Below are 25,987 nucleotides of genomic sequence, written 5' to 3'. Positions count from 1 at the left end.
TATTTTTTCGATAGTGAGGTATTTTTTATGGAATTGAAAAACTTAATCACATTTATACACGTTGCAGAACTTTGCAGTTTTACAAAAGCAGCAGAACGTCTCGGATTCTCCCAGTCAACCGTTTCCTTTCAGATTCGTCAACTGGAAGAAGAGCTGAACCTTCGCCTTTTTGACCGAATCAATCATACCGTAGTCCTTACAGCCAAAGGCCGTGAAGTACTGAACTATGCTCATCAAATAAATAAATTAACCCAGGCCCTAAAGTCCAATATTCAAGATCCAAAGAATATCAGCGGTTATGTCCGTCTGGCTACTGCCGATTCTCTTTGTACTTCTCTCCTCTCAAGTAACTTTGACGGTTTTCGAAAACAATATCCCGGAATTTCTCTTAAAATTGAAACCGCCGGGACAGAAGAAATCTTTCAACTGCTAAATCAAAACCAGGTAGATGCCGTTTTAACACTTGATAATCACATCTATAATACAGACTATGTAATTGTGCGTGAAAAAAAAGTCCAAACCCACTTTGTTGCAGCGGCAAATCATCCTCTCTGCCGCAAATCGAACCTTTCTATTCAGGAACTAATTGCACAGCCATTTATCTTAACCGAAAAGGGAACGAGTTATCGGCGGATGATGGAGGAACGCCTCGCAGAGATCTCTCTGGCCGTCCATCCGGTTCTTGAAATCGGAAGTACCGAATTGATCTGTACCCTTGTAAGTCAGGGAATCGGCATTTCCTTTCTTCCGGATTATGTCACTGAGAAAGCAGTTTCCTCTGGCAGTCTTTCTCATCTGCCTGTAGAAGATTTTGAAATTGATGTCTGGAAACAGCTCCTCTACCATTATGACAAATGGGTTTCGCCGCAAATGGAATCGGTGCTCAATTACTGTATTGAAAAAGAATTTTAGCTTAACGGGCCGCAACAAGCTCCGTGAATTTCTGCATCTGAGGCGTTACCCATTTGCTGTGATGATAAAACAGCTGACTGTACATCACAACCTGCGGAAGATTTGTGTAAACCTGCTGTAACGTTTTTTGCTCCAATGCATCTTTCACGGTAAATTCCGGCAGAAACGAATATCCCATCCCCTGTTTCAATAATTGAATGATGGTATCTGTATTTCCAGTTTCAAGAATTGGAATTACTTCCAGTCCATATCCTGCCAGAAGACGCTCCAGTTCGTACTGATATGCCGCTCCCATTTCTGTCAGGATAAATGGCTTCCGGATCAGTTCTTCAATCGGCACCATCCTATGATGATTCTTCTCTTGACGATAACAGGTCACAAATACAATCTTATCTTCTTTTTCTGCCGCGCATTTCCACTCTGATTTGCAGATTTTTCGATCCAGTGTATAAAGCAAGTCAATTTCATTTTGCCTTGCCATCTCCATCAGTTCTTCGGTTGTCCCTGATTTTAGTACAAACTTAATTTTCGGATACTGCTTATGAAAACAGTGGATGATCTCCGGCAGAATTGCTGTACTAACAGACTCCACCCCGCCAATCCTCAATGTTCCTTCCATTTCACGCTCTGCATTTGCAAAAGTCAGCGCCTGATTCGTCAATTTCATAATCTCATTGGCATAGGTTGTAAACTCCACTCCCCGTTCTGTCAGCGTAATTCTTTTTCCGATCCGCTCAAACAACTGTGTTCCCAGCTCTTTTTCAAGCTGCCGGATCTGAACTGTTACCGCAGACTGCGAATACCCCAACTGGTCAGCTGCTTTTGAAATATTCTGTGTTCCTGCCACCTTCAGAAATGTACTAATATTCCTTAACTCCATATGAAACACCTCTTTATTAAATATTTTAATATATATTATCAAATAGATGAATTTTACATATATATGTACTTAGTGTACACTATGAATAGAATTGCGTAAAGAACTATTGATCATCTGATAACTTAAAAGGAGTAAAGACTATGATTAACAGCGAAAATGTTTTAAATACAGCACAGTTAGAAGAAATTGTCCAGACATTTGTCCATGAATTCTGCAAAGAAAAACGTGACATCCACTCGCAGAATGTTACCTGGTACACGGACGAAGATCAGAAAGAAAAAATCCGTCAGATAGGTTTTTCCAGAGATGGCCGCCCGGTTGCTGAAGTAGTAGAGGAAATGATGAAAGAAGTTTATCACTACCGCGGTGATGGAAACCATCCGCGCTTTTTCGGATTTGTTCCGGGGCCCGCTTCTTCGATTTCCTGGCTTGGCGATATTATGACTTCTGCATACAATATCCATGCAGGCGGAAGTAAACTTGCCCCAACCATCAACTGTATTGAGCAGGAAGTGCTGCACTGGCTCTGCAGTTTAGCCGGCTTTCACGAACGCCCGGGCGGTGTCTTCGTAAGCGGAGGCTCTATGGCAAATATCACTGCGCTGACTGCTGCCCGGGACTGGAAACTAAATGATGAAACAATGCACCTCGGCGTTGCATATATTTCTGATCAGACGCACAGTTCTGTTGCAAAAGGACTTCGTATTATCGGAATCCCTCAATCCAGAATTCGTATTATTCCGACAAATGCACATTTTCAAATGAAGATGAAAGACTTAAAAGATGCCATTCTGGCTGACAAAGAAGCCGGACGCATTCCTTTTGTCGTAATTGGTACTGCCGGAACAACAAACACCGGAAGCATTGATCCTCTTCCGGAAATTGCATCCATTTGCCAAGAGCACGAACTCTGGTTCCACATTGATGGCGCTTACGGAGCTTCTGTGCTTCTCAGTCCAAATTACCGTCATTTGCTCAAAGGCATTGAACAAGCCGACAGTCTCAGCTGGGATGCTCATAAATGGCTGTTCCAGACCTATGGCTGCGCTATGGTACTCGTCAAAGATGTGCGACATTTATTCCATAGTTTCCATGTAAATCCTGAATATCTGAAAGATATCGAAGGCGACTGCGAACATATTAATCCCTGGGATATCGGAATGGAATTGACACGCCCTGCCCGTGGTCTGAAACTTTGGCTCACATTGCAGGTATTAGGAACGGATCTGATCGGAAGCGCAATTGAACACGGTTTTGAGCTTGCAGATTGGGCCGAGGAAGCAATACGCGAATTAGACCACTGGGAAATTGTTTCTCCTTCACAGCTTGCAATGGTAAATTTCCGCTATATTGCCGATGATTTGACAGAAGAAGAACTGGCTTTCATCAACGAGAAAGTCTCAGAGCGAATGCTTCAAACAGGCTACGCTGCCATCTTCACAACCGTATTACACAAGAAAAAGGTGCTGCGCATCTGCACCCTCCATCCGGAAACAACAAGAGAGGACATGCGCACCACTATCCATATGCTTGATAATTTTGCAAAGCAGATTCATGCTGAGTTAAAAGATTCTGTCCAATAACTGATAAAAGGCACCGGAGATTTCTTCTTTTCTCCAGTGCCTTGTTTTATCATATCAAGACCAGAATTCTTAAATTTTTGTATTTGCAGGCATCATAACAATAATCTCCTGCTCCGTTCCTGTTGACAGTTCAATACTGTCATTTTCAAACGTGGTTTTACAATCTGTGTTCATGAGAAATTCTCCAAGCATTGATATCTCCTGATATCCAAATCCTTTCTCATCATTCCGGAAATGCATCGGAATCGTCAAATGCGGTTTCAATTCTTTCACAAGCGCTGCCGCCTGTGTTCCATTGATCGTATAAAATCCGCCTACCGGAACAAAGAGAATATCCAAATCCTTTAGTTGTTCCTTTTGCTCCGAAGTCAGCTCGCAGCCAAGATCTCCCAAATGAGCGATTTTTGTTTTACCATCATCTAAAACATAGATGCGGTTTGTTCCGCGCTTCGCTCCCTGCACGTCATCATGATAGGTCTCCATCTCACGAATCACAAATGGATTCTCTCCGCTCTTTTCAACTACAACACCTGCACGATAATTATGATCTCTGTGCTCATGTGTGCAGAGAACAAGATTTGCCCGTTCCCTTACCGGGTTCAATCCCGGCACTGTATCATCCTCATATGGATCAAATACAACCATAAACCCATTTTCCTCAATTTTAAAACAGGAATGTCCAATCCAGGTTATTTTCATAAATAATTCCTCCCATCTTCTACGAGAGTTTTCAGCCGCTCATATTCTTCACAGAGCAGATCAAATCCTTTCGCAGTTATCATATAATATTTTCTCCTTTTTTCTTCTGATGTCAACCGAATCATCTCATTTTCTTCAAATTTCGCCAGCATTGCATATAAAGTACCCGGACCAACCTGCACTCTTCCATGAGAAATCTCCATTACTCTGGCCATAATATCTACTCCGCAGCACTCTCGTGTCAAAGCAAGCAATATATAATACATCGGTTCCGTTAACGTCTGAAACTGTTCCCTCGCCATATGCTCACCGCCTAATTTATTTTCAATTTTTCCCTTGTGTTCTCAATTACCTGCGGTGTAATTTCCCCGTCAAATTGAAAAACCAGAATACAGCCAGGATAACGAAGCAAATACATATCTGCACCATATGTCTTTCGTTTCACAGCCCGTTCTGCTCCCCATATTTGTTCTTCTGTTTCTTCATAAACACTTTCATCATACTCCTTCTTCCACTGATGATCCAGTACCCATGAGAATCTGCTTTCAATTACTTCATAATGAAGCGCTGCATACACATCGTCTTCTTCACCAAGCGCACAGTAAAGTTTACTGCCAAACCATCCCGAATGATATTCGCCATACAAAACCTCCTCTTTGACAGTTTCATCCGAAAGATCTGAAATTGCAAGCGGAAAACTTTCCGGCATATCTTCCTCATTTTTTGAAAGAGTACCTACAGATTGAAGTGCAAATGACAATACGACATATAAAAGCGGTCCCCAGAAAATAGATGACCATACAAATAATTGATGGTTCTCCCTTGAAGGCTGAAGTCTGTTAATTACACTAATTACTATGAATGTAATGCCGAACCATGTGAAAAATCCAATAACTCCAATCGCATTGTCATACCACAATGCCTGCACAATAAAGTACAGTATACACATCCAGAAACAAATATGATCTATACTCCGAAGCCAGAGCGGATACCTGCTGTAATGAACCGACTCTCCCATCTGTAAACGTTTCTTTATTTTGAATGCCCATCTCTTTCCTTCGAAAAGGTCAATACTTCCATTTAGGAACATAAGAAACAGCACTCCCGCTTCCAAAACTGTCTCATTGTCAAACAGCAGATTGCTGTCCAAAAAAATCTGCCGCAGAGTAATTACAAAGAAAAATGCAAAGCAGAGAAAGTAAAACCAGATTTTCTTTGATTCTTCTTTCTGAATCACAGAAAAACGAATTTCTTCATCTGTTTCAAGTTCTACTGCCGAATCATCATTTGTACAGAAGACACAGAACTTTCCGTAATTACAGACAAACTTCCAACCTGCCGCCTCACAGCACGCAATCAGCTCCTCTGTATCTTCCTCTGGTTTCCGGTCATATTCACTGCCTTTGACAAACACATGGACCGCATAGCGTAGTTTTCCTGGGATTCCCTGTTCAAAAACCATCCACGCGCCAAGTTTCTTTAAATACCAGCCCTTCTCTGCCATCTGCTCAAGATATTCTTTCATAGCATCGCATTCTCGGTAAGAAAACCGCTTCCAAACTCTCTTTCTTGTATTTCTCATATGCTGCACCTCCTTTTATCGAGTATCGATATTTCTACTTATAGTATATTATCGATACTCGATATTGTAAAGTACAAACGAACAGATTCTTCTAAAATAATGCTATTTTACTTCTGCAAATCTACCTGACTGCGAAGATTATCCATTCTTGTATCCAGATCAGCACTCAACTGAGCACATTCATAGAGCTCTTTTGCCATTATCTCAGTAAATTCAAAATCTTTTTTGTAACAAATCTGATGCTCCAAACTTGCCCAGAAATCCATCGCAATTGTCCGAAGCTGAATTTCTACTTTCATAATTCTCTTTTCGTGTTCCAGAAAAATCGGTACCGTCACAATCAAGTGGAGACTTCTATATCCATTTTCTTTTGGATGCGCAATATAGTCCTTTTTTTCAAGTAACGTAATATCATCTTGCTTTAATAAGGCATCCGCCAGCAAATATACATCTTCAACAAAGGAACAAATCACTCTCACACCTGCAACATCGTTTAGTTCCTTCTCTACATTCTGCAAATTAAATTCTAATCCTTTGCGGTCCATCTTCTCACGAATACTTGGCAGGCTTTTTAATCTGCTTTTAATCCCGCTGATCGGATTCCGGTCATGCTGCAGTGAAAACTCCTCATTTAATACATTAAATTTTGTTTCCACTTCCATAATTGCACAGCGATAATACGCCATCATCCGGTTATAGCCCTGCATAATCTGAAAAAAATGTTCTTCTGCTCCTTCTGCAAGAAATGGCTGTATCTGTTTTACATTATATTGTTCTTTATCTTTCTGCATCATTCTTTCACCTTTCCGTAAATGCAAAGATTATACTTATTTGTCAAAACTATCAATAGCATTATTATACATCAGAAAACTTCTCTTGTATAGAAAGCTTTCTTAAAAGCCAGCACAGTCAAAAAAGCCGGTCAAAAACTTCGTTTTTAGCCGACTTTTCATACATTTATAGTTTTATTGAATTAGGGCGTTCCCTAATCTTCTTTCTCTAACAGCACATCACAGGCACTCATCGCCAGCAGCTGCACAGATGTATGAAGATTTCTCTTTCCTTCTTCTCCACCAGCTGCTACAGCAAATTCCTTTGTATGTGTTCCTACATTCTCTTTCAGTTTTACATAGAACTGAATTGCAGGAATTTCATGTGTGACATTTCCCACATCAGTTGAACCAATTCCCTGTGTAAGATCACGTTCAATATAGTCTTCTCCGATAAATTCCATATTGCTGCGAACATATTGAACCAATTTCTTATTGTTTCGCACATCCTTCACAATTTCATCCAACTGCTTTTCTTCCACTGTCGTACCAGTTGCAATTGCCGCGCCTTTTGCACAGTTGCGGATCATTTCTACGAGTTCCATCATATAATCATACTCTAATGCACGAATATTAAACACTGCTTTCGCTTCATCTGTGACAGTATTATGTGCTACACCGCCTTCTGTAATAATTCCATGAACACGGCTGTAATCTTTCATATGAAGGCGCATCATATCAACTGCATGGAACATCAGCTGTACCCCACTTAAAGCATTTGCTCCCTTCCATGGACAGGCTGCCGCATGAGCCGGTTTTCCATGAAATGTAAATTCAATTGCAACAGATGCGAAAGAAATATCATCCGGAACAGAAGAATCCATCGGATGCATTAATAATGCTGCATCAATTCCTTTAAAAACTCCTTCTCGAACCATAATTGCTTTTCCACTGCCCTTTTCTTCTGCAGGAGTTCCAAGTACTTTCAGGACACCACCAATATCATACTTCTCCATGATTTCTTTTAAGACAATACCTCCGCCTGCTGCAGATGTACCAATCAGATTATGACCACATCCATGACCAATCTCCGGCAAACAATCATATTCTCCCATTAAGGCTACTGTTTTCCCCGGCTTTCCGGAATCGTACACTGCTTCAAATGCTGTTTCAAGACTTCCAACACCTCTTGTTACCTTAAATCCATATTTTTCAAGCAGATCACAAAGCGCTGCCTGTGATTTGTATTCATGGAATGCCAGTTCCGGATGTGCAAAAATATAAGAACTGGTTTGTTCAAATTCTTCCTTTTTTTCTTCTGCAAATGTAACAATGTCCTGTTTAATTCTTTCAATTGATTCCATTCTAATACTCCACTTCTGAATGCAAGAATCACTTTAGAGTAGAGTTCATTTTTATTCATGAATAAATTTTTTTAATCGCAAAGCAAGTGATAATTCCAATATACTTTCCGGATTCGACAAATCATATCCTGTCAAATGCTCAATTTTCTTAATTCGATACATCAATGTATTCCTATGAAGATATAAACTTGTCGCCGTTGTATTTCTTGCCCCTAAGTGATTCACCAAAGATTCAAGTGTTTCGACTAAATCACTTTCATTTTCTTTATCATAGTGTATCAATGCATCTAATTCTCTTGAAACATACTCCTTACATACTTGTTCACGGCTAATTTCTTTTAGTAGTTTCCAATACCCTACTTTATTAATGCAGACTACTTTTCCTTCTATCTCTCGACTTCGTGCAATCTCCAATGCATCCATTGCTCCTTGATAAATCTCATGAAAATTCTGATATGAGTTTGCTTCTTCAGAAACCCCAATCAACACATCATATCCCGTTTTCTCTGCGACTTGTTTTTGAACCTTTTCAAAGTATTCTTGATTTGATTCTTGCAAGTTTTTCTTTACGATACAAGGAAATATCTTATTGTTGTACAATACAATTGAAGTACCGTTTTCTTCTAACAAAATACCACGAACACTTTGTTCTATTGTTTCTGCTTGTTCTTCTAACTCTCCTTCAGATATTCCTTCTATCTCCAACAACATAACATAATATGGTGGCTTAGGCCAGCTCTGCTTTATAGCTCGCTGCTTCTGTTCTTCCCCATAAGAAATATTACCCGATAGAAAATCGATAAATAATTTCTTATCGCTTTTCCTTTTATTTGCTTCTTCATGTTTATATTTCACTTCATCATTATGCCGTGAAGTTACAAGCGCTTCCATTATAGCATAATTCAGTTCAACAAATGGGAGCTCTTCTGGCATAATGATAATAGGAAACTGGTATTCCTCTGCTAACTTTAAAAAGTCGTCCATATATGCACCAATAAAACGAGATTTTATCGCAAGCGCTGCTGCCTTTACCTCATTTAAGCTTTTTACTAGTGACAATAATCTTTCTTTTGTTCCACTATATGCATACCCCGTTGTAATATAAAGCACATTTGGCCGCATCCATGCCTCCATATTCGGAATTTCCATACCATCGACATAAAATACTACTGTATCAAGATTCTCTTTACCTGTAGCAAGAATACAGCCTTTTTTCTCCGCTATGCCTACCACATCTTTAACTGTAATTGCCAATTTCCTCATCCTTCCGCAAAATTCTTCTCTCATAATATCATATCTATCTAAAAATAGCTACTTGAAAAGATATTGCAGCAGTATAAGTAAGATAAGGAATTTACTTTTTAAAACTGGTGCAAGAACAATCTTCCTGCACCAGTTTCATTTACTCTATTTCTCCTCGCTGATATCGAATACAGGCGACTTTGTGTCCATTTCCCATTTCTTTTAATTCTGGAATCGCTTTTTTGCACTCCTCGGTACAATATGGACAGCGATTCCCAAACGGACATCCAGGCGGCATATTTAGCGGACTTGGAATCTCACCTGTTAATTCAATTGCTTCTTTTTCTTCAAACGGGCTTGTCGGCGGAATTGCAGAAAAGAGTGCTTTTGTATATGGATGTGCCGGATTCTTATAAATCTCATCAGCATTTCCCATTTCCATAATTCTGCCTAAATACATAATAATAATTCTGTCACTAATATATTTTACAACACTTAAATCATGTGATATAAAAATATATGTTAACCCCAAAGAATCTTTTAATTCTTTTAGCAGATTAAGAACTTGTGCCTGAACAGAAACATCAAGAGCCGAAACCGGTTCATCACATACCAATAATTTTACATCCATTGCCAATGCCCTTGCAATATTAATACGCTGTCTCTGTCCTCCGGAAAACTCATGTGGATAGCGAATTGAATGATAATAATCAAGTCCAACTAATTTCAAGAGTTCAATCACTCTCTTTTTTCTTTCTTCCGGCGTTCCGATATTATGAATAATCATCGGCTCTTCAATCAAATCACCTGTTGTCATACGCGGATCAAGAGATGAATATGGATCCTGAAACACCATGTTAATTTCCTTCCGGAGTGCATTCATTTCTTTTTTATTCAGTTTCATCAAGGACTTCCCATTATAGATTACATCTCCTGACGTTGCTGGAATCAAACGCAAAAGTGTTTTCCCAAGCGTAGACTTTCCACAACCAGATTCTCCAATGATCCCAATTGTTTCTCCTCTTTTTACCTCAAACGAAACATCATTTACTGCATTCAGAGCAGATGGCTTTTCAAAAAGTTTAGAACTTTTCACTTGGAATGTTTTCGTCAAATGATCGACTTGCAGAATAATATCATTTTTATTTTCTGGCATTACTCTTTACCCCCCGTCTGTTCTATCTTTTCTAACTCTTCTTTTGTAAAATGACAGGATACAAAATGTCCAGGTTCTACTTCTCTCATCTCCGGACATTTTGTTTTACATATTTCTTGACAATACTTGCAACGATTATGGAAATTGCAACTTCCTCCTGTTAATTTCAAATCTGGAGGAGTTCCCGGAATTGAAGTTAATGGTACATTCGGATCATCCGTTACTTTCGGCATAGATTTTAACAATCCCCATGTGTATGGATGACGAGCATCTGCATACAATGTCTTAGCATCTGCATACTCTACCGTTTTTCCTGCATACATAACCATGACTGTATCACACATTTTCCATACAACACCTAAATTATGTGTAACAAGAATAATAGAAGAATTTGACTCCTTCTGAATATCTTTCATTAACCCAAGAACTTGTGCCTGTACAGTTACATCTAAAGCTGTAGTTGGTTCATCTGCAATGATAAGCTTAGGATTACATGCTATCGCCATAGCAATAATAACTCTTTGTCTCATACCACCAGAAAATTCATGCGGATAAGATTTCAAACGTTTTTCTGCTTCTGGAATTCCAACCATTTTTAAAACTTTTATCGCATATTGTTTTGCTTCTGCTTTTGATAGTTTCTGATGTGCATTAATTACTTCCATAATCTGCGATCCAATTGTATAAACTGGATCAAGAGCAGTCATTGGATCCTGAAAAATCATTGAAATGTCATTTCCACGAATCTGAAGCATTTCTTTTTGACTCAGTTTTGCCAAATCTTTCCCTTCAAACATAATTTTACCGTCAACAATGTGACCATTCTTTGGCAGCAGACGCATAATAGAAGAAGAAGTTACACTTTTTCCGCAGCCAGATTCTCCTACGATTCCTAGCGTCTGTCCATATTCTAATGAAAAAGTAACACCGTCTACTGCTTTAGCAATCCCAGTAGCCGTATTAAAATGTGTTTTCAAATTTTCCACTTTTAATAATGGTTCATTACTCATAGCGTTTCTCCTTTCCTCTATTTTTTCATCTTAGGATCTAATACATCGCGAATTCCATCACCCAAAAGGTTAAATCCTAATACTGTAATTAAAATTGCAAAACCAGAGTATGTTGCAATATGACTTGCACTTCTCATAACATCTTGCCCATCTTTCAAAATAGATCCCCAAGATACATCTGGTGGTGTAATACCCATTCCGAGGAAGCTAAGTGATGCTTCTGTAAGAATTGCACCTGCAACATTCAATGTAGCATACACAATTAATGAAGATACAATATTTGGAAGCAAATGCTTAAACAATACTCTGCTATTACTTGCCCCAAACGCTTTAACAGCTTTGATATATTCTTCATTTTTTACAACCAGAACCTGACCTCTTGCCATTCTGGCATATCCCGGTACGCTTGCAATACCAATGGAAAGAATTACATTTTCCATTCCGGCACCAAGAGCAGTCATTAACATTAATGCTAATAATGTAAATGGAAATGCAGACATACCATCCATAATACGCATAATAACTGCATCCACTTTTCCTCCTGCATATCCTGATATAAGACCAGCCAAAATGCCAATAACAGCTCCTACGGCCATACCGCCTACAGCAACAACTAAAGAAACTCTTCCACCGTGAATCAATCTTGCTAACATATCTCGACCGAGATTATCTGCACCTAAAGGCAGCCCCGGTGTACCTGGTTTTGCGTTGACTTTTAAAAAATCCATTGCCGCTGGGTCAACATTATATAAAAACGGACCTAAAATAGAAACTACTGTTACAAATACTACCAGTACCAAACCAAACATAGCAGACTTATTTCTACAAAGTTTCCTCCACGCACTATTTGCTTTCCTTTCTTTCAGAAGCATCTCCTGCTGGCTGGCTTCACTCAAACCTTTTGTTACTTCTTTTGCTCCCATTAGCCTGCCCTCCTTTCGGATTCATAGCTTACTTTCGGATTAATATACAGATATACAATATCTACAATCAGGTTTACTGTAACATATAAAATTGCCATAAATAAAACGGTTCCCTGAATCATTTCAAAATCATTATTATTAATTGCATCGACAATCAATCGTCCGATTCCTGGCCATGAAAAGATTGTTTCTATCATAATGGCTCCTGTCATCAGAGCTGATATACGCATACCAAGTACCGTTACAATTGGCGGAAGCGCATTTTTCAATCCATGTTTGATAATAACAACACCTTCACGAATTCCTTTTGCTCGAACAGCTTTCATATAATCTTGATCAATCACTTCCAGCATACTAGAACGACTGATTCTCGCAAAGTTAGCCATACTTCCAAAGGAAAGACAAAGCGACGGTAAAAACAGATGTGATATTACATCTCCGATTCCATTTGCAAGATTTCCCATTCCCATTGTTGGAAACCATCCGAGATTTACACTGAATATTAATACAAGCATTAATCCTAACCAAAACGCGGGCATAGATACACCTATTAATGCTGCTATCATGGAAATATAGTCAAATGCTGAATACTGTTTTACCGCCGATATTATCCCTACCGGAACCCCTATTAGTAAAGCAATAATAAGACTCGCTGCTGCTATTTGTAATGTGTTAGGAAGTTTCTCTAAAATCAAATCTGCTACTGGACGATTATACCGATAAGAAGTTCCTAAATCCCCCATTAGGATTCCTTTCATATAATTAATATATTGAACTGGAAGCGGATCATTTAATCCCATTTCTTCTTCCATCTTGGCAATATCTTCTGCAGTTGCCTGTGGTCCAAGAATCGAAACCGCAGGATTTCCCGGAAGAACCCGAGTGATAACAAACGTTATACTCATTGTAATCAACAGTACTGGGATTAATTGTAAGATACGCTTTAAGATCATCTTTAACATACTGTTGTTCTCCTTTCCCTTCATCTGGAAAGATAATCACTCTTTCCATTTCTTATAGACACATATTTTAAAATTAGGAGTGCCACGAGTGCGGCACTCCTTGTCATAATATATCAATATATTATTTTGCTAACCATACGTTATGTCCGTCACCTGCTATTTCAATTGTTTTATCAGGACGAACAACATAATTCTGTACTTTTTTGCTCATACCTGTATTGATATTTGCTACACAATAGTCGATCTGAGGATATTGTTCAACAATAAGCTTTAACGCTTCCTTATAAATTTTTGCTCTTTCTTCTTGATCTGAGATTGTAACTGCTTTATCTAAAAGCTCATTTACTTCAGGAATATTAAACTGCTGACCATTACCTAACGTACCAAGAGATTCTTCATGGAACATTTTATCTAAGTAAAAATATGGATCTGGGAACCAAGTCCAACTCATAGCAATAATATCTGCATTACCTGAAGCTCCAATCTCACTAAAAGTTCCCCATGCTGCCTGATGAATATTAATTGTCACACCAACCTGAGCACAAAATTGCTGGAAAATTTCACCTATTTTTTTCGATGTAGCTGAATCACCTGTATAGTAATCCAACTCAAATCCATCAGGATATCCTGCTTCCGCAAGTAATTTTTTTGCACCTTCTACATCATACTCTGGAATGATATCTTCTAATGATTCATCATATCCCCAAGAAGCTGGCGGTAACGGAAGGTATGCCGGCTGACATTCTCCATACTGATAAAGAGCTGCAACCATAGCTTCACGATCTACTGCCATTTGTAGAGCTTTACGAACTCTAATATCAGCTGTCGGACCATTTGCCATATTAAAATAAATGTAGTTTACTCCCATACCAGGCTCCTGGCTCATTACAAGATTGTCATCTGCTTTAATATCTTCGATTCCTTCTCCTGCGAGATCACAAGCAATATCAACATCACCATTTTTCAGAGCATTCACTCTCTGGTTTACTTCTGTAATATATACAAAATTCAATCCATCAAGATAAACATCTCCACCCCAGTATTTATCGAATTTAACAAAATTTACGCCTTCATCTGTTTTCCATTCATCCATCATAAACGGACCTGTTCCTACAAAGTGTGCTCCAAACTCGTCTCCCCAACCTTCAACTTCTTCTTTCGGAACAATAACATTTCCACTGTTAGTAAGTGCTGGGAGGAACGATGCATCTGGTGTCTGAAGTACACATTTTACAGTATACTCATCAATAACCTCACAGTGATCTAACATTGCCAGTCTGGCTAAAGCCGATTCATTATGAGAGCGTTCCAATGAATATTTTACGTCTTCTGCTGTCATTTTACGTCCATCCTGATATTTTCCCGGATGAAAATATACGTCATCACGAAGCTTAAAAGTAAATTCATCTCCCGCTTCATTTGATTCCCAACTTGTAGCAAGACTTCCTTCAAACTCAGATAAATCATCACTGTAAACTACCAGTGTATCTGCAATATTCTCAATAATCTGCCCTTCATAGAAACCTGTAAATTTTACCGGGTCAATATTACTTGCAACAGCTGCCATCGCAATCTTTAATGTTCCACCAAATTTTTCTTCTTCACTAACTTCTTTTTGCTCAGTCGCTTCTTTTTGCTCTTCCTGTTTCGCTGGTTCAGATGAATTTTGATCATTAGTTTTCTTTCCACATCCTGCTAGCATCGAAACAGTCATGCAACAAGTTAATAACAGGACAACTAATTTGTTTCTCTTTTTCATATAATTCCCTCCTTAAAAATATATGTTCATTATTTCATTCCTCTATTTTCCGAGTGTTTGAATATGTTTCATTTCTCCATATTTTGAAACAATCTTATCAAATTCCTCTTTATTATAAAATTGGCAAACTCCACGTCCGTAAGCTTTGGCTGTTTCTAAAACAAACCTTGCAGCTTCTTCTAAATCTGCAGCATGTGTTGCTCCCGTCGCACAACCGGCAACTGGTACCTCTGTAGTAATAGCAACTCCCACTACCGGAGCATCTGTTGCTGTTGCTGGTTGAAGAATGCTATTAAGATGGAAAAGTTCATTTCCATAAGGTGTAATATCTTGAGTTGAAAGTGCAAAAACATGTGGAAGTTTTCCTGTCGTCATCTGCATAATGTCTAACAAATCTTCGCTAACTCTCAAAATATAACCATCTTTTACTGTCGGAGAAATAGCAAATCCTCTCGTATTAATAATTCGATTTCCCTTTGTTGTATCAACAGAAAGAATCGCATCCAAACTTCCATTTACTTCATGCTGATTCACTGTTGCCATATCTACCGGCGATCCCATAAAAGGAACTGGTTTATGAGGACTTGTTGGTGCATCTGGACAAATATGAGTACAACATACAACATCGCCTTCCAAATCGTCACCTTTTTTCTTCATATCAAGCAATTTGGCTGCAACTGCAAGAGCAACTAACGCTCCATCACCATCTGACACAAATCCAATCTGCTCCGGTCTTGCTCCAAGTCCTCCAAGTCTTCCAAGAACTCCTAACGTAGGTGCATCGCCTCCTACTGTTTTACCTTTTGTTCCCGGAATCGTAATCCGAATCATATCTGTTGTACCTTTAGGTCCTTCAATTGTTGTTACTTCCACATCCTCGGCACCGAGACTTCTCATATATCCTTCCATTAAAGCCCCTGATGCATCTGCTCTATCCAACAGTTCATATACATCTAAAACCTGACGCATTAACATAGTTATTTTTCTCCTTTAGACAACGATTACTCCCATTTATATGTTTTCAACCAATCTGTATATAAATCCGGGCGAAGCCATTCAAGCCATTTCATTGTTTTATGACGTTTTTCTACCTCTTCTTTATAGATTGTCTGTACATAATAGGTATCAGTTTTTTCCCACAAATTTGCTATAATCAGCCCATCCGGATTACATACCATTGAGCGACCAACTTTGATACAACCATTTCCTGCTGGTCCTACACGGTCACAGGATACACAATAGATTCCATTTTCTGAAGAACGAGCTTGATTACAAATTACCCATAAATCATCATCCGGATATGCCCAGCTACTTGTTACTGCCAACATATGACATCCATTTACAGCATAAGCTCTCGAAAGTTCTGGAAATCCGAAATCTGCGCAAATCATAATTCCGATTTTGATTCCGTTCAATTCAAACATCACTAAGTCTTTGCCTGGCACAAGTGTATCTCTTTCACTATTAAACAAATGAATTTTTGAATAATCTGCAAGAATACGTCCATCCGGTGCATACACCGTAGCTTTATTATGCACACCGTCTTCTTTCCGTTCTAAACGTCCTGCTAAAATATTTGTTCCTGTTTTTGCTGCAATGCTCTTCCAAAATTCGTGAACTTTATCCGATTGTTCCTGATCAAACTCTTGAAGAGGAGTACCACTCTCCAAACATGCTTCATGAAAAAGAATTAAGTCAACATCTTTTTCATTTTCTGCAACTGTCATCGCCATTTTTTCAACATTTGCCATATTAGCTTCGATATCATTTTGTACAACCGTAACCTGAACAGCAGATACTTTTAACTGACCTTCCATTTTACTTCCTCCTTTGATTGTATTTTTATTCCTTGAAACAAGTATACTCTAGCTCTTTAATATCGTAAAGTACTTTGTGCCATTTGTATAATTTTTGTGCATGGATAAATATTTGATGTGCAACTTGCACAATAGTTTTATCACTCTAATAGATTAATATAATACTTGCAGCCTTTTTTATATTCACTCATTAAAAATTCAAGAAAAAAATCTCCCACGGAAAGTATAAATATACTATTTCCATGGGAGACTTTATCTCTCACGCTCTTTAATATTTTATTTTCTGTATTTAATCCTACATTTTGATTATCGCCTCTTCTATCTGATGATCTTTAATACATTTTATCTGGATCTGAAGATTTTGAATCTCAATTTCAATATCCCGCTCACCATCTTCCGGAATCATACCAAGTTCATCAAATACAAGACCTGTAAGTGTATCGAACTCTGATGAGACCAGTTTCTGCCCCAGCGTCTCTTCCAAAACGCTCAATTCAATATTACCGCGAATCCTCCATGTCCCATCATTGACCTTTTTCACTTCCGGTTCACTGCCTTTATCATCCGAAAACTCATCGCTTAAATCTCCCACCAGTTCTTCTATCAGATCAGACAAGGTTACAATCCCGGTCATACCGCCATACTCATCAATCACAATCGCCATCGAATGTTTTGTTAGTTTCATATTTTTAAATACAACGTCCGCCCGCGTTGTTTCCAACACAAAATACGGAGCATGAACTGCAGTTTTTAAAATATTTTCCCGACTTTTATCTGCTGTACGAAAATATTCTTTCGTATTCAGCACACCAATTACATGATCCGGCGATCCCTCGCAGATTGGAAAACGTGTGTGGCGGCTGTTATGAATTGTTTCTTTCCAGGAATCTATATCATCCTCCATCCAAAGCATCACAACATCTGTTCGATGTGTAGCAATGTTTTCAATCATCGTGTCATTAAACTCAAAAACATTTTGAATAAATTCTTTTTCCTGATGTGCAATTGCTCCCTTTTCACTCCCCACATCCACTAACATTCTGATTTCTTCCTCGCTTACCTGTTCTTCTTCCTCATTGGGATCAATCCCACATAAGCGTAATACAAAATTTGTTGAAATCGATAAAAAAGAAACCAGCGGCTTAAATATGACTGAAATGCCACTTACCAAACCTGATATACCAAGAGCCAATTGTTCTGATCTTTTCATAGCAATTCGCTTCGGAACTAATTCTCCAAAAACCAATGTGAAGTACGACAAAATCAACGTAATTACGATGACCGAACAGGCGTCCAGCGTTGTTCGCGGAATCTTTACTCCTAATGACAAAATCCAATCTACCAGCGGCTCTGAAAAATTATCTGCTGCAAATGCACTTCCCAAAAATCCTGAAAGTGTAATTGCAACCTGAATTGTAGCAAGAAATCTTGCAGGTTCTTTCACCAATCGAAACAATCTTTTTGCACGTTGGTCTCCTTGTTCTGCCATTCGTTCCAGTTTCATTTCATTCATTGAAAGCACTGCTATCTCCGCACTTGCAAATACAGCATTCAGCGCAATCAATATTACCTGCAGCAATAATAAAAAAATTAAAGTATTGTCCATAACTATTACTAACTCCTTTCTCAATTAAATATTTTTAAATAAACAACACAAGACATGACTCCTGCATTAAAACTTGCAGGAACCATGCCTTGATCTATATCATTCATTTAAATTATTTTCTTGATTCGGGTCAGCGTTACTGTCGCTATCGTCCATTATGCTAATTTTACCTCCTAAAATTCTTAGTGCTATGTATTATAGCAAATCCCGCTTTATCAGTCAATAATTGTATCACTATCTTTTTTAATTTTCACTAATAAGATATTCAAGCATTTTTTCCGGATCATCTGCTGCCTTTACTTTGTCGTTGGCATAAACAATCATTCCTTCTTCATCAATGACATACGTTGTTCTGACAACTCCCATTGATACTTTTCCGTAATTTTTCTTTTCTTTCCATACATCATATGCCTTTATTGCTTCCAACTCCGTATCTGAAAGAATCGTAAACGTTAATCCCTGTTTTTCCTCAAATCTCTTGTGGGATGCAACACTGTCCTTGCTAATTCCAATTACTACAATTTCCTTTTCCTCAAACTGCTGAGAACGCTCACTGTATCCACATGCCTGCTTTGTGCATCCAGGTGTATTATCTTTTGGATAGAAATATAAAATAACCTTTTTCCCTCTATAGTCTGTTAAGCTGTGCATTTCTCCATTTTGATCCGGAAGTGAAAATTCCGGCGCTTTTATTCCTGTCTCTAACATTGTTTTACTCCTTTACTTCATTTGACATATTTAGATAATTCCCGATTATCTTTATACTGCATATGATTTGAAAATTCTTAGTTTTATATCACATCTAAACAATCCAGAAGATACACAAATATCATGTAAATATTCTTGTAAGATCCTGATATCGATTCACTACCCGATAAATCTCCACAAACTCTTTTCCAATCTTATATATAATTACATAATCATTCCAGATCGCATATTTATAGTCTATTCTGAAACTTACACGTTTGGACAGTTCTGCTCCCATCTCCGGAAACATCTGAATATTTTCGAATTTGTTATAAATCTTCTCGATTGTCTCAGCCGCTTTCGCCACATTGTCATCTGCTATATAATCACGTATTTCTTTCAAATCCTTGACAACCAATGGGTTAATCCGAAGTTTCTTCATAGATTATTCCCCCATAGCCGCTTTAACTTCATCCAGACTTAACCATCCTTCTCCATCTTTTACAGCTTCTTCTGCTTCCTGTAACTTCATCAGAAGTTTTTTTTCTTCCCGTTCTCTTTCATAATCTTCAATATCAAGCACTACAAATCTTCCTCTTCCATTCTTAGTAAGAAAAACTGGTTCCCCTGCCTGACAGTTCTTCAAAACTTCATTGTAATTTCTTAAATCTGATACTGGTAAAATATTGGGCATATGCATTCTCCCTTCTCAACAATATTCTTATCTACTATTAGTATACACCAAAAGCTGTAAAATTCAACGTGAAATTTTACAGCTTTTTTCTCTTAATTATCTTCTATACAATCAATTTCTTCTATAGTTTCAACAGCGCTTATATTTTCATCTTCTATCACTTGATGATTTAGGTTATTTAAAATTTTGTAAATACCGAAAATACATGCATCATTCTTCTTGTTTTATTTCCATTCTTTCCATACTTCCGGATGATATCCCAGTGTAGACTGCTTTCCATTTCGGACTACCGGGGTTTTTATTACCTGTGGATTCTCCAAAATCTTTTCCAGTTTATCTTCCTCTGCTATGTATTTAATAAGCGTAAGTGTATCTTGGTCTTTTCCATGCCAGTTGATCATATTCTCCAGACCGCCATTTATCTGTGCAACAGAATTAAATTCTCCTTTGCTCATTCCTTTTTCTTTCATATCAATAAACTGAAATTTAATTCCCCTCTCTTTGAAGAATCTCTCTGCTTTCTTTGTATCATTACATTTCTTCATTCCAAAAATTTGTATATTCATCTGTTCCTCTCTATCCGCTTTTTCATCTTATAAAAATATCCTGAAATCCACTTCTCTTTTCGAATTTACAGAAAAACCCTTATAAACAGCGTATACGCACCATTTATAAGGGTTCTTATTAAAGATATACAAAAATCAGATTAGTTTCCCATCTGAGCAGCTACTTCAGCAGCAAAGTCTTCGCTCTTCTTCTCAAGACCTTCTCCTGTCTCAAAACGAACGAATTTCTTAACTGTGATTTTAGCGTTGTTAGCTTTTGCAACCTGATCAACGTACTTAGCAACTGTTAAATCACTATCCTGAACATAAACCTGATCTAATAAGCAGATTTCTTTTAATTCTTTGTTCAGACGACCAATGATCATTTTTTCGATGATGTTTTCCGGTTTTTCCGGATTCTCTGTTTTAGCCTGAGCAAGTAAAATTTCTTTTTCGTGATTTAAGTACTCTTCTCCTACTTCGTCACGAGAAACATATTTCGGGCTCATAGCTGCAACCTGCATAGCAACATTTCTTAAGCAAGCTTTTACATCTTCATTGATAACGTCTGTATCAGCTTCAACAAGAACACCGATTCTTCCGCCGCCATGGATGTAAGAAACTACACAGCCTTCTGTTTCAACTTTAGCAAATCTTCTGATATTTAAGTTCTCGCCAATAACTGCGATTTTAGCTTTTAAAGCTTCTGCTACAGTCATAGACGGATCTTCTGCCCATGCTTCTGCAAGGAATGCATCGATATCAGCTGCATTTGTGCTAGCTGCCTGTGTTGCAACTGCTTCTACATATGCCTGGAAATCAGCATTCTTAGCAACGAAGTCTGTCTCAGAGTTAACTTCAACGATAGAAGCTACTTTGTCATCTTTTACAACTGTTTTAACGATACCTTCAGCAGCAATTCTTCCAGCTTTTTTCTCAGCTTTTGCCTGTCCGTTCTTTCTTAAGAACTCAACAGCTGCATCCATATCACCATTTGTTTCGTTAAGAGCTTTTTTGCAGTCCATCATTCCTGCGCCTGTCATTTCTCTTAATTCTTTTACCATACTTGCTGTAATAGCCATGATTCATTCCTCCGTGTCAAATGTGTTCTTACGCTTCTTCAGCTACTTCTTCGATATCTTTTTCTTCTGCTTCTACTGCAGCTTCTTCAAAGATTTCTTCTTCACCAGTTGCTCCCTGGTTAGCTTCGATTACAGCGTCTGCCATCTTAGCAACGATTAATTTAACAGCTCTGATAGCATCGTCGTTACCTGGAATTACATAATCAAGTTCTTCCGGATCACAGTTTGTATCTGCAATACCGATCAACGGGATACCAAGTGTGTGAGCTTCCTGAACACAGATTCTTTCTTTCTTCGGGTCAACGATGAAAATAGCATCCGGGATCTTCTTCATTTCTTTGATTCCGCCTAAGTTCTTCTCAAGTTTTTCCCATTCTTTCTTGATTTCGATAACTTCTTTCTTAGGTAATACATCAAATGTTCCGTCTTCTGCCATTCTCTCGATATCTTTTAAGCGGTTGATTCTTCCCTGAATTGTCTTGAAGTTAGTGAGCATTCCACCTAACCATCTCTCATTTACATAGAACATTCCGCAACGCTCTGCTTCTGATTTGATTGCGTCCTGAGCCTGTTTCTTTGTACCTACAAACAGGATTGTGCCGCCTTCAGCTGCGATATCTGCGATTGCTTTGTAAGCTTCGTCTACTTTACCTACAGATTTCTGTAAGTCGATGATGTAGATACCATTTCTTTCTGTGTAAATGTACGGAGCCATTTTAGGGTTCCATCTTCTTGTCTGATGTCCAAAATGAACACCTGCTTCTAATAACTGTTTCATTGAAATAACGCTCATGTTTAAATCCTCCATTTGGTTTTTCTTCCATATACGTTTTCGCTGTCAGGACCGGCTGCGTTGTTCCGGCACCTCTGATGCACCCGCATATGTGTTTACTACGACCTGAATAGTATAGCATATAAATCACTAGAATTGCAAGTACTATTTTCCGGTTTTCTTCTTATTTCTCTCGCATTTCTATTGGTCTTCTTCTATCTCTGCCACTCAACTAATCTTAAAAGGAACAGACCTTTTCGATCTGCTCCTTCTTTTAATATTGTTCTTAAATTTTTACCAATATCTCACATAAACTGATGCACGCACACGGCTGATCTTGACAACCTGTCCAATATCCGGTGCCTCGATCATCTGGCCATTTCCAATATAAATTGCTACATGACCAGGTGTCCAGCAAATATCTCCCGGCTGCGGGTTAGAAACGCGTCTTCCGCCGGCCAGTTGTTCACTTGATGTACGCGGGATAGAAATTCCGGCTACGCGATGACAATAACTTGTCAGTCCGGAACAGTCAAGTCCGACTCCCGGAGTTGTTCCTCCCCATACATATGGAACTCCAAGCTGTGAGTAAGCTGCATTTACAATTGTCTGTGCAGCACTTGTATTTCCACCACTATTATTGTCTGTCTCCGGTGCGCTTGGCGCTGACGGAGCCTGCGGCTGTGATGGTGCAGATGGCTGTGACGGTGCAGATGGCGTCTCAATATTCGTGCCATTTCCTCCTGACGGCGTGTTTGTCTGCTGGTCCTGCTGACTCTGTGCCTGTTGCTGCTTAGCTGCCTCTTCTGCTGCTTTTCTTGCTTCTTCAGCTTTGCGCTGCTCTTCTGCAATAATTGCTGCCTGAAGCTGCTCATCCAGATTCGCCACTTCTGCCTGCTTACTGGAGATCGTCTGGGATAACTGATCACTCTTTGCAGTCAGCTGTGCATCCAGTTCCTGCATGTTCTTCTGCTCCTGCTCAAGCTGTGCTTTCAGATTGGCAATATCATTTTTAGTCTGCACATATTCATCAAGCATTTTTCTGTCGTAGCTATGTATCTTCTGGATATATTCCGCCTGATTCAGCATCTCCGAAATCGATCCGGAAGTAAAAATCTTCTCAATCGCTGCAACACCGCCGTCTTCATACATATAGCGAATCCGATATTTCATCGCTTCATACTGTTCAGCTTCTTTCACCTGTGCTGCTTCCAGATCAATATTCGCCTGAGCAATCTCATCTGCTTTGACTACCATATCCGTCTCCAGCTGGCTGATCTGTCCAAGCGCCGTCTCCAATTCTTTCTGAAGACTGTTGACTGCATTTTCTGCTTCTTTCTTCTGTGTTTCAATGGCGTCAATGTCCGATGCATATACCGGCGCTGCGATCAGCGATCCTGCTACGATAGATGCCATGAGCATTCTGCTAAATTTCTTCATAGCTCACCCTTCCTCTTATCAAATTTATATGTCCCCACATATATGATGACAGAATACAACATTTGTCATCGTTTTGCAACTATCTGCTTTTAGTCCTGGAAACATATTTTTCGTACCGTTACTATTGATTATTATAAATCTCAAGAAATATTTTTGCAATAATATCTCTTATTTGTTAACAATTGTTTCACATTTTACTGCCATTTTTTATTTTACGTTCAACAAAAAAACTACCGGATTCAGAGTGTTTCTCTTTATCCGATAGTTTCTATCATATAAATTCTACCAATATCTGCGATACCATGGGGAACCGTATACATTTGCAACTTTTACGACATCGCCCGGCTGTGGTGCGTGGATCATCTGACCGCCGCCGATATAAATTCCAACATGTCCGGAATAGCATACGATGTCTCCCGGAAGTGGATTCGATACCGCTTTTCCACCGGAACCCTGAGGTCCTGACGTTCTAGGAATGGAAATTCCTGCCACCCGGTGCGCGTACTGTGTCAGGCCAGAGCAATCAAGTCCGGAACCCGGAGTTGTTCCTCCCCATACATATGGCACTCCAAGCTGTGAATAGGCTGCATTTACAATCGCCTGTGCAACGCTTGTATCACCGCTTCCTCCCTGTGAAGTGCTGCCACCTGAAACATTATTGTTCCCTGATGAAGTATTATTATTTGTCTGGTCTGACGGTGTGTTACTGTTGCTATGATGATTGTTATTATTAGAAACAGATTGATTCGCTTCTGCTCTTGCTGCTTCCTCAGCTGCTCTTCTTGCAGCTTCTTCTGCCGCTGCCTGCACAATTGCTGCCTGAAGCTGTTCATCGAGCTCTGCAACTTCTGCCCGCTTTTCTTCTACCATTGTGCTGATGCTGGCTTTTTCCTGTTCAAATTCTGCCTGCTTTGCCATCAATTCAGCCTGCTGCTGTTCAAGCTCTGCTTTCAATGTTTCAACCTGTTTTTTGGTATCCACATACTCTTCCAGCTTCTGTCTGTCATACTGATGTACATTCTGAATATATTCTGCTTTATTTAATACTTCCGAAATACTTTTGGATTCCAGAAGTCCCGTCAGGAAAGAAGTATTGCCCTCTTCATACATATAACGAATCCGGAGCTTCATCGCTTCATACTGCTCATCTTCTTTTTCCTGAGCCGCCGCCAGATCTACCTCAGCCTGTGCGATCTTCTCACCCGTTTCTACCAACTGGCCTTCCAGTTCATTGATATTTTCAATTGTTTTTGCCAGATCATTCTTTAAACTTTCCAGTGCGCTTTCTGACGCTTCTTTTGACTGTCTGATCCCTTCCACATCCGGTGCTGCAAATACCGGTGTTACTGCCAAAGATGCCGCAAGTACAGATGCAAGAATTGCTTTTCCAAATTTATTCATAGATTCACCATTTCCTATATTCTAAATTTTATCTCTTGCGCTAGTATATTACATTCTTTTCAAAAAAGCAATACTTTTTAATATTTTTGTAACATTTCTATTATTTTATGTTACTATTTCTTTCCCAGACATCATGGTAATGAGCAGATTACTTCTCTTCTGAAACCTTTTCATCTTTTTGATCATTCATAAAAAATTTTACATAAATTCCAGAAGCTGCTGCTGCACAGAGGATGGAGACCAGACTGATCCGCAACGGATTTTCAAACATCCAGGTAAACCCTCCCGCTTCTGTCAGAAGCACTGAAACAATATTTACCATGCCATGTGCTAACACAGGCGCTGCCAGCGAATGATATTTTTCATACAAATACGCCAGAAGCAATCCCATTCCAAAAGCATAAAGCATCTGTATCATATTTCCGTGGAAAAATCCGAACAAAATTGCAGATGTAAACATTGCATTTTTAAAAGAAAAATCATCTCTTAGTCTTTTATAGATCAGTCCACGGAAAATCAATTCCTCACTAAGCGGTGTGATCAGTCCATAACCGATCAACTGACCGATCAGTGGAATTGCATACTGCTTTACTGATGTTTCCGCATAAGCTTCCGAGACAATCGCCAGATCTGCAAGCAGCGAAATATTATTCAGCACAAGCCCGACTGCCGCTGCAAATGGTATAATAATCAGAAATTTCGTCCACTTCACTTTTTGAGAACTCATCTGCCCAACTGCTGTCATTTGTTTTCTCTTCTTTTCATCTCTGTGAAACAAAATCCACATAATCGGAATCGTACACAGTGCCGTTACAAGGGCTAAATGAGCAGAGTGAGCCAGCACTTCATTCGTCTGCTCCATCACATATTCCATGACCGCCTGCTGATCTGCACTCATAATCACTTTCATGTATTCATCAAAATTCAGCAGAAGCACCGCAGTACTTGCCGCCATTGAAACTGCTAAAGCCACAATATTTTGAATAATTATCGGGCCAAGCATATACCAGAACTGTCCAAAACAGCCTTTTTTCTGCATAAAATTTCCTCACATTCTTCATTTTTTGCCAAACTATTATTTATTCTACTTCTCTTTCTCCA

General features: G+C 38.9%; 26 protein-coding genes. 2 read left to right on the top strand and 24 right to left on the bottom strand.

Features of this window, described 5'->3' with window-relative positions:
• The first annotated feature begins 27 nt into the window (after positions 1 to 27).
• Complete coding sequence (locus KFE17_02160) at positions 28 to 912, top strand: LysR family transcriptional regulator (protein QUO32580.1); 885 nt, start codon at positions 28 to 30, stop codon at positions 910 to 912.
• Position 913: 1 nt separating this feature from the next.
• Here the strand turns inward: KFE17_02160 and KFE17_02155 are convergent, their stop codons facing one another.
• Positions 914 to 1,792 (bottom strand): LysR family transcriptional regulator, encoded by an 879-nt coding sequence (locus KFE17_02155; GenBank protein QUO32579.1) that lies wholly within the window; start codon positions 1,790 to 1,792, stop codon positions 914 to 916.
• Between the two features lie 140 nt (positions 1,793 to 1,932).
• On the opposite strand from KFE17_02155, the gene KFE17_02150 reads away from it, so the two are divergent.
• Positions 1,933 to 3,375 (top strand): aspartate aminotransferase family protein, encoded by a 1,443-nt coding sequence (locus KFE17_02150; GenBank protein QUO32578.1) that lies wholly within the window; start codon positions 1,933 to 1,935, stop codon positions 3,373 to 3,375.
• A 69-nt stretch (positions 3,376 to 3,444) separates the two neighbouring features.
• Here KFE17_02150 and KFE17_02145 read toward each other — a convergent pair whose 3' ends face one another.
• The 23 genes from KFE17_02145 to KFE17_02035 all read right to left on the bottom strand — a co-directional run bounded on the left by KFE17_02145 (position 3,445) and on the right by KFE17_02035 (position 25,925).
• Positions 3,445 to 4,074, bottom strand: coding sequence for an MBL fold metallo-hydrolase (locus KFE17_02145; GenBank protein ID QUO32577.1), 630 nt, complete (start codon positions 4,072 to 4,074; stop codon positions 3,445 to 3,447).
• Positions 4,071 to 4,376 (bottom strand): helix-turn-helix transcriptional regulator, encoded by a 306-nt coding sequence (locus tag KFE17_02140; protein QUO32576.1) that lies wholly within the window; start codon positions 4,374 to 4,376, stop codon positions 4,071 to 4,073. The genes KFE17_02145 and KFE17_02140 overlap by 4 nt, the downstream gene beginning before the upstream one ends.
• 11 nt (positions 4,377 to 4,387) lie before the next feature.
• Positions 4,388 to 5,656 carry a DUF2812 domain-containing protein gene (locus tag KFE17_02135; protein ID QUO32575.1) on the bottom strand — a complete coding sequence of 423 codons (1,269 nt, stop codon included), beginning with the start codon at positions 5,654 to 5,656 and terminating at the stop codon, positions 4,388 to 4,390.
• 107 nt (positions 5,657 to 5,763) lie between these two features.
• Positions 5,764 to 6,450 carry a GTP pyrophosphokinase family protein gene (locus tag KFE17_02130; GenBank protein ID QUO32574.1) on the bottom strand — a complete coding sequence of 229 codons (687 nt, stop codon included), beginning with the start codon at positions 6,448 to 6,450 and terminating at the stop codon, positions 5,764 to 5,766.
• A gap of 191 nt (positions 6,451 to 6,641) precedes the next feature.
• Positions 6,642 to 7,790 (bottom strand): M20 family metallopeptidase, encoded by a 1,149-nt coding sequence (locus KFE17_02125; GenBank protein ID QUO32573.1) that lies wholly within the window; start codon positions 7,788 to 7,790, stop codon positions 6,642 to 6,644.
• Between the two features lie 51 nt (positions 7,791 to 7,841).
• The gene (locus tag KFE17_02120) at positions 7,842 to 9,044 is read right to left on the bottom strand and encodes a PucR family transcriptional regulator ligand-binding domain-containing protein (GenBank protein QUO32572.1); all 1,203 of its coding nucleotides are present in this window, start codon (positions 9,042 to 9,044) and stop codon (positions 7,842 to 7,844) included.
• A 148-nt stretch (positions 9,045 to 9,192) separates the two neighbouring features.
• Positions 9,193 to 10,188 carry a dipeptide ABC transporter ATP-binding protein gene (locus KFE17_02115; GenBank protein QUO32571.1) on the bottom strand — a complete coding sequence of 332 codons (996 nt, stop codon included), beginning with the start codon at positions 10,186 to 10,188 and terminating at the stop codon, positions 9,193 to 9,195.
• A complete protein-coding gene (locus KFE17_02110; GenBank protein QUO32570.1) occupies positions 10,188 to 11,198 on the bottom strand; it encodes an ABC transporter ATP-binding protein in 1,011 nt (336 codons plus the stop codon). The genes KFE17_02115 and KFE17_02110 overlap by 1 nt, the downstream gene beginning before the upstream one ends.
• A gap of 17 nt (positions 11,199 to 11,215) precedes the next feature.
• On the bottom strand, positions 11,216 to 12,121 hold the full coding sequence (locus KFE17_02105) for an ABC transporter permease (GenBank protein QUO32569.1): 906 nt from the start codon (positions 12,119 to 12,121) through the stop codon (positions 11,216 to 11,218).
• Positions 12,121 to 13,083 (bottom strand): ABC transporter permease, encoded by a 963-nt coding sequence (locus KFE17_02100; GenBank protein ID QUO32568.1) that lies wholly within the window; start codon positions 13,081 to 13,083, stop codon positions 12,121 to 12,123. The genes KFE17_02105 and KFE17_02100 overlap by 1 nt, the downstream gene beginning before the upstream one ends.
• 121 nt (positions 13,084 to 13,204) lie before the next feature.
• Complete coding sequence (locus tag KFE17_02095) at positions 13,205 to 14,842, bottom strand: ABC transporter substrate-binding protein (GenBank protein ID QUO32567.1); 1,638 nt, start codon at positions 14,840 to 14,842, stop codon at positions 13,205 to 13,207.
• A gap of 42 nt (positions 14,843 to 14,884) precedes the next feature.
• The gene (locus tag KFE17_02090) at positions 14,885 to 15,817 is read right to left on the bottom strand and encodes a DUF1177 domain-containing protein (protein ID QUO32566.1); all 933 of its coding nucleotides are present in this window, start codon (positions 15,815 to 15,817) and stop codon (positions 14,885 to 14,887) included.
• 26 nt (positions 15,818 to 15,843) lie between these two features.
• A complete protein-coding gene (locus tag KFE17_02085; protein ID QUO32565.1) occupies positions 15,844 to 16,659 on the bottom strand; it encodes a carbon-nitrogen hydrolase family protein in 816 nt (271 codons plus the stop codon).
• A gap of 295 nt (positions 16,660 to 16,954) precedes the next feature.
• Positions 16,955 to 18,265: an HlyC/CorC family transporter gene (locus KFE17_02080; GenBank protein QUO32564.1), complete on the bottom strand. Its 1,311-nt coding sequence runs from the start codon at positions 18,263 to 18,265 to the stop codon at positions 16,955 to 16,957.
• Positions 18,266 to 18,508: 243 nt separating this feature from the next.
• Positions 18,509 to 18,973 carry a thioredoxin-dependent thiol peroxidase gene (gene bcp, locus KFE17_02075; GenBank protein QUO32563.1) on the bottom strand — a complete coding sequence of 155 codons (465 nt, stop codon included), beginning with the start codon at positions 18,971 to 18,973 and terminating at the stop codon, positions 18,509 to 18,511.
• A gap of 121 nt (positions 18,974 to 19,094) precedes the next feature.
• On the bottom strand, positions 19,095 to 19,394 hold the full coding sequence (locus tag KFE17_02070; protein QUO32562.1) for a type II toxin-antitoxin system RelE/ParE family toxin: 300 nt from the start codon (positions 19,392 to 19,394) through the stop codon (positions 19,095 to 19,097).
• 3 nt (positions 19,395 to 19,397) lie between these two features.
• Positions 19,398 to 19,646: a type II toxin-antitoxin system prevent-host-death family antitoxin gene (locus KFE17_02065; protein ID QUO32561.1), complete on the bottom strand. Its 249-nt coding sequence runs from the start codon at positions 19,644 to 19,646 to the stop codon at positions 19,398 to 19,400.
• A gap of 224 nt (positions 19,647 to 19,870) precedes the next feature.
• Positions 19,871 to 20,212: an arsenate reductase family protein gene (locus KFE17_02060; protein QUO32560.1), complete on the bottom strand. Its 342-nt coding sequence runs from the start codon at positions 20,210 to 20,212 to the stop codon at positions 19,871 to 19,873.
• Between the two features lie 140 nt (positions 20,213 to 20,352).
• On the bottom strand, positions 20,353 to 21,273 hold the full coding sequence (locus KFE17_02055; protein ID QUO32559.1) for an elongation factor Ts: 921 nt from the start codon (positions 21,271 to 21,273) through the stop codon (positions 20,353 to 20,355).
• 28 nt (positions 21,274 to 21,301) lie between these two features.
• Positions 21,302 to 22,066: a 30S ribosomal protein S2 gene (rpsB, locus tag KFE17_02050; GenBank protein ID QUO32558.1), complete on the bottom strand. Its 765-nt coding sequence runs from the start codon at positions 22,064 to 22,066 to the stop codon at positions 21,302 to 21,304.
• A gap of 273 nt (positions 22,067 to 22,339) precedes the next feature.
• Positions 22,340 to 23,485: a C40 family peptidase gene (locus KFE17_02045; protein ID QUO32557.1), complete on the bottom strand. Its 1,146-nt coding sequence runs from the start codon at positions 23,483 to 23,485 to the stop codon at positions 22,340 to 22,342.
• Between the two features lie 282 nt (positions 23,486 to 23,767).
• On the bottom strand, positions 23,768 to 24,886 hold the full coding sequence (locus KFE17_02040) for a C40 family peptidase (protein ID QUO32556.1): 1,119 nt from the start codon (positions 24,884 to 24,886) through the stop codon (positions 23,768 to 23,770).
• 148 nt (positions 24,887 to 25,034) lie between these two features.
• Positions 25,035 to 25,925 carry a CPBP family intramembrane metalloprotease gene (locus KFE17_02035; protein ID QUO32555.1) on the bottom strand — a complete coding sequence of 297 codons (891 nt, stop codon included), beginning with the start codon at positions 25,923 to 25,925 and terminating at the stop codon, positions 25,035 to 25,037.
• Between the last annotated feature and the right edge of the window lie 62 nt (positions 25,926 to 25,987).

Source organism: Faecalicatena sp. Marseille-Q4148, from assembly GCA_018228665.1.
Taxonomy (GTDB): domain Bacteria; phylum Bacillota; class Clostridia; order Lachnospirales; family Lachnospiraceae; genus UBA9414.
Note: the sequence above shows the minus strand (reverse complement) of the source record. Positions and strands in the feature narration are given on the sequence as shown.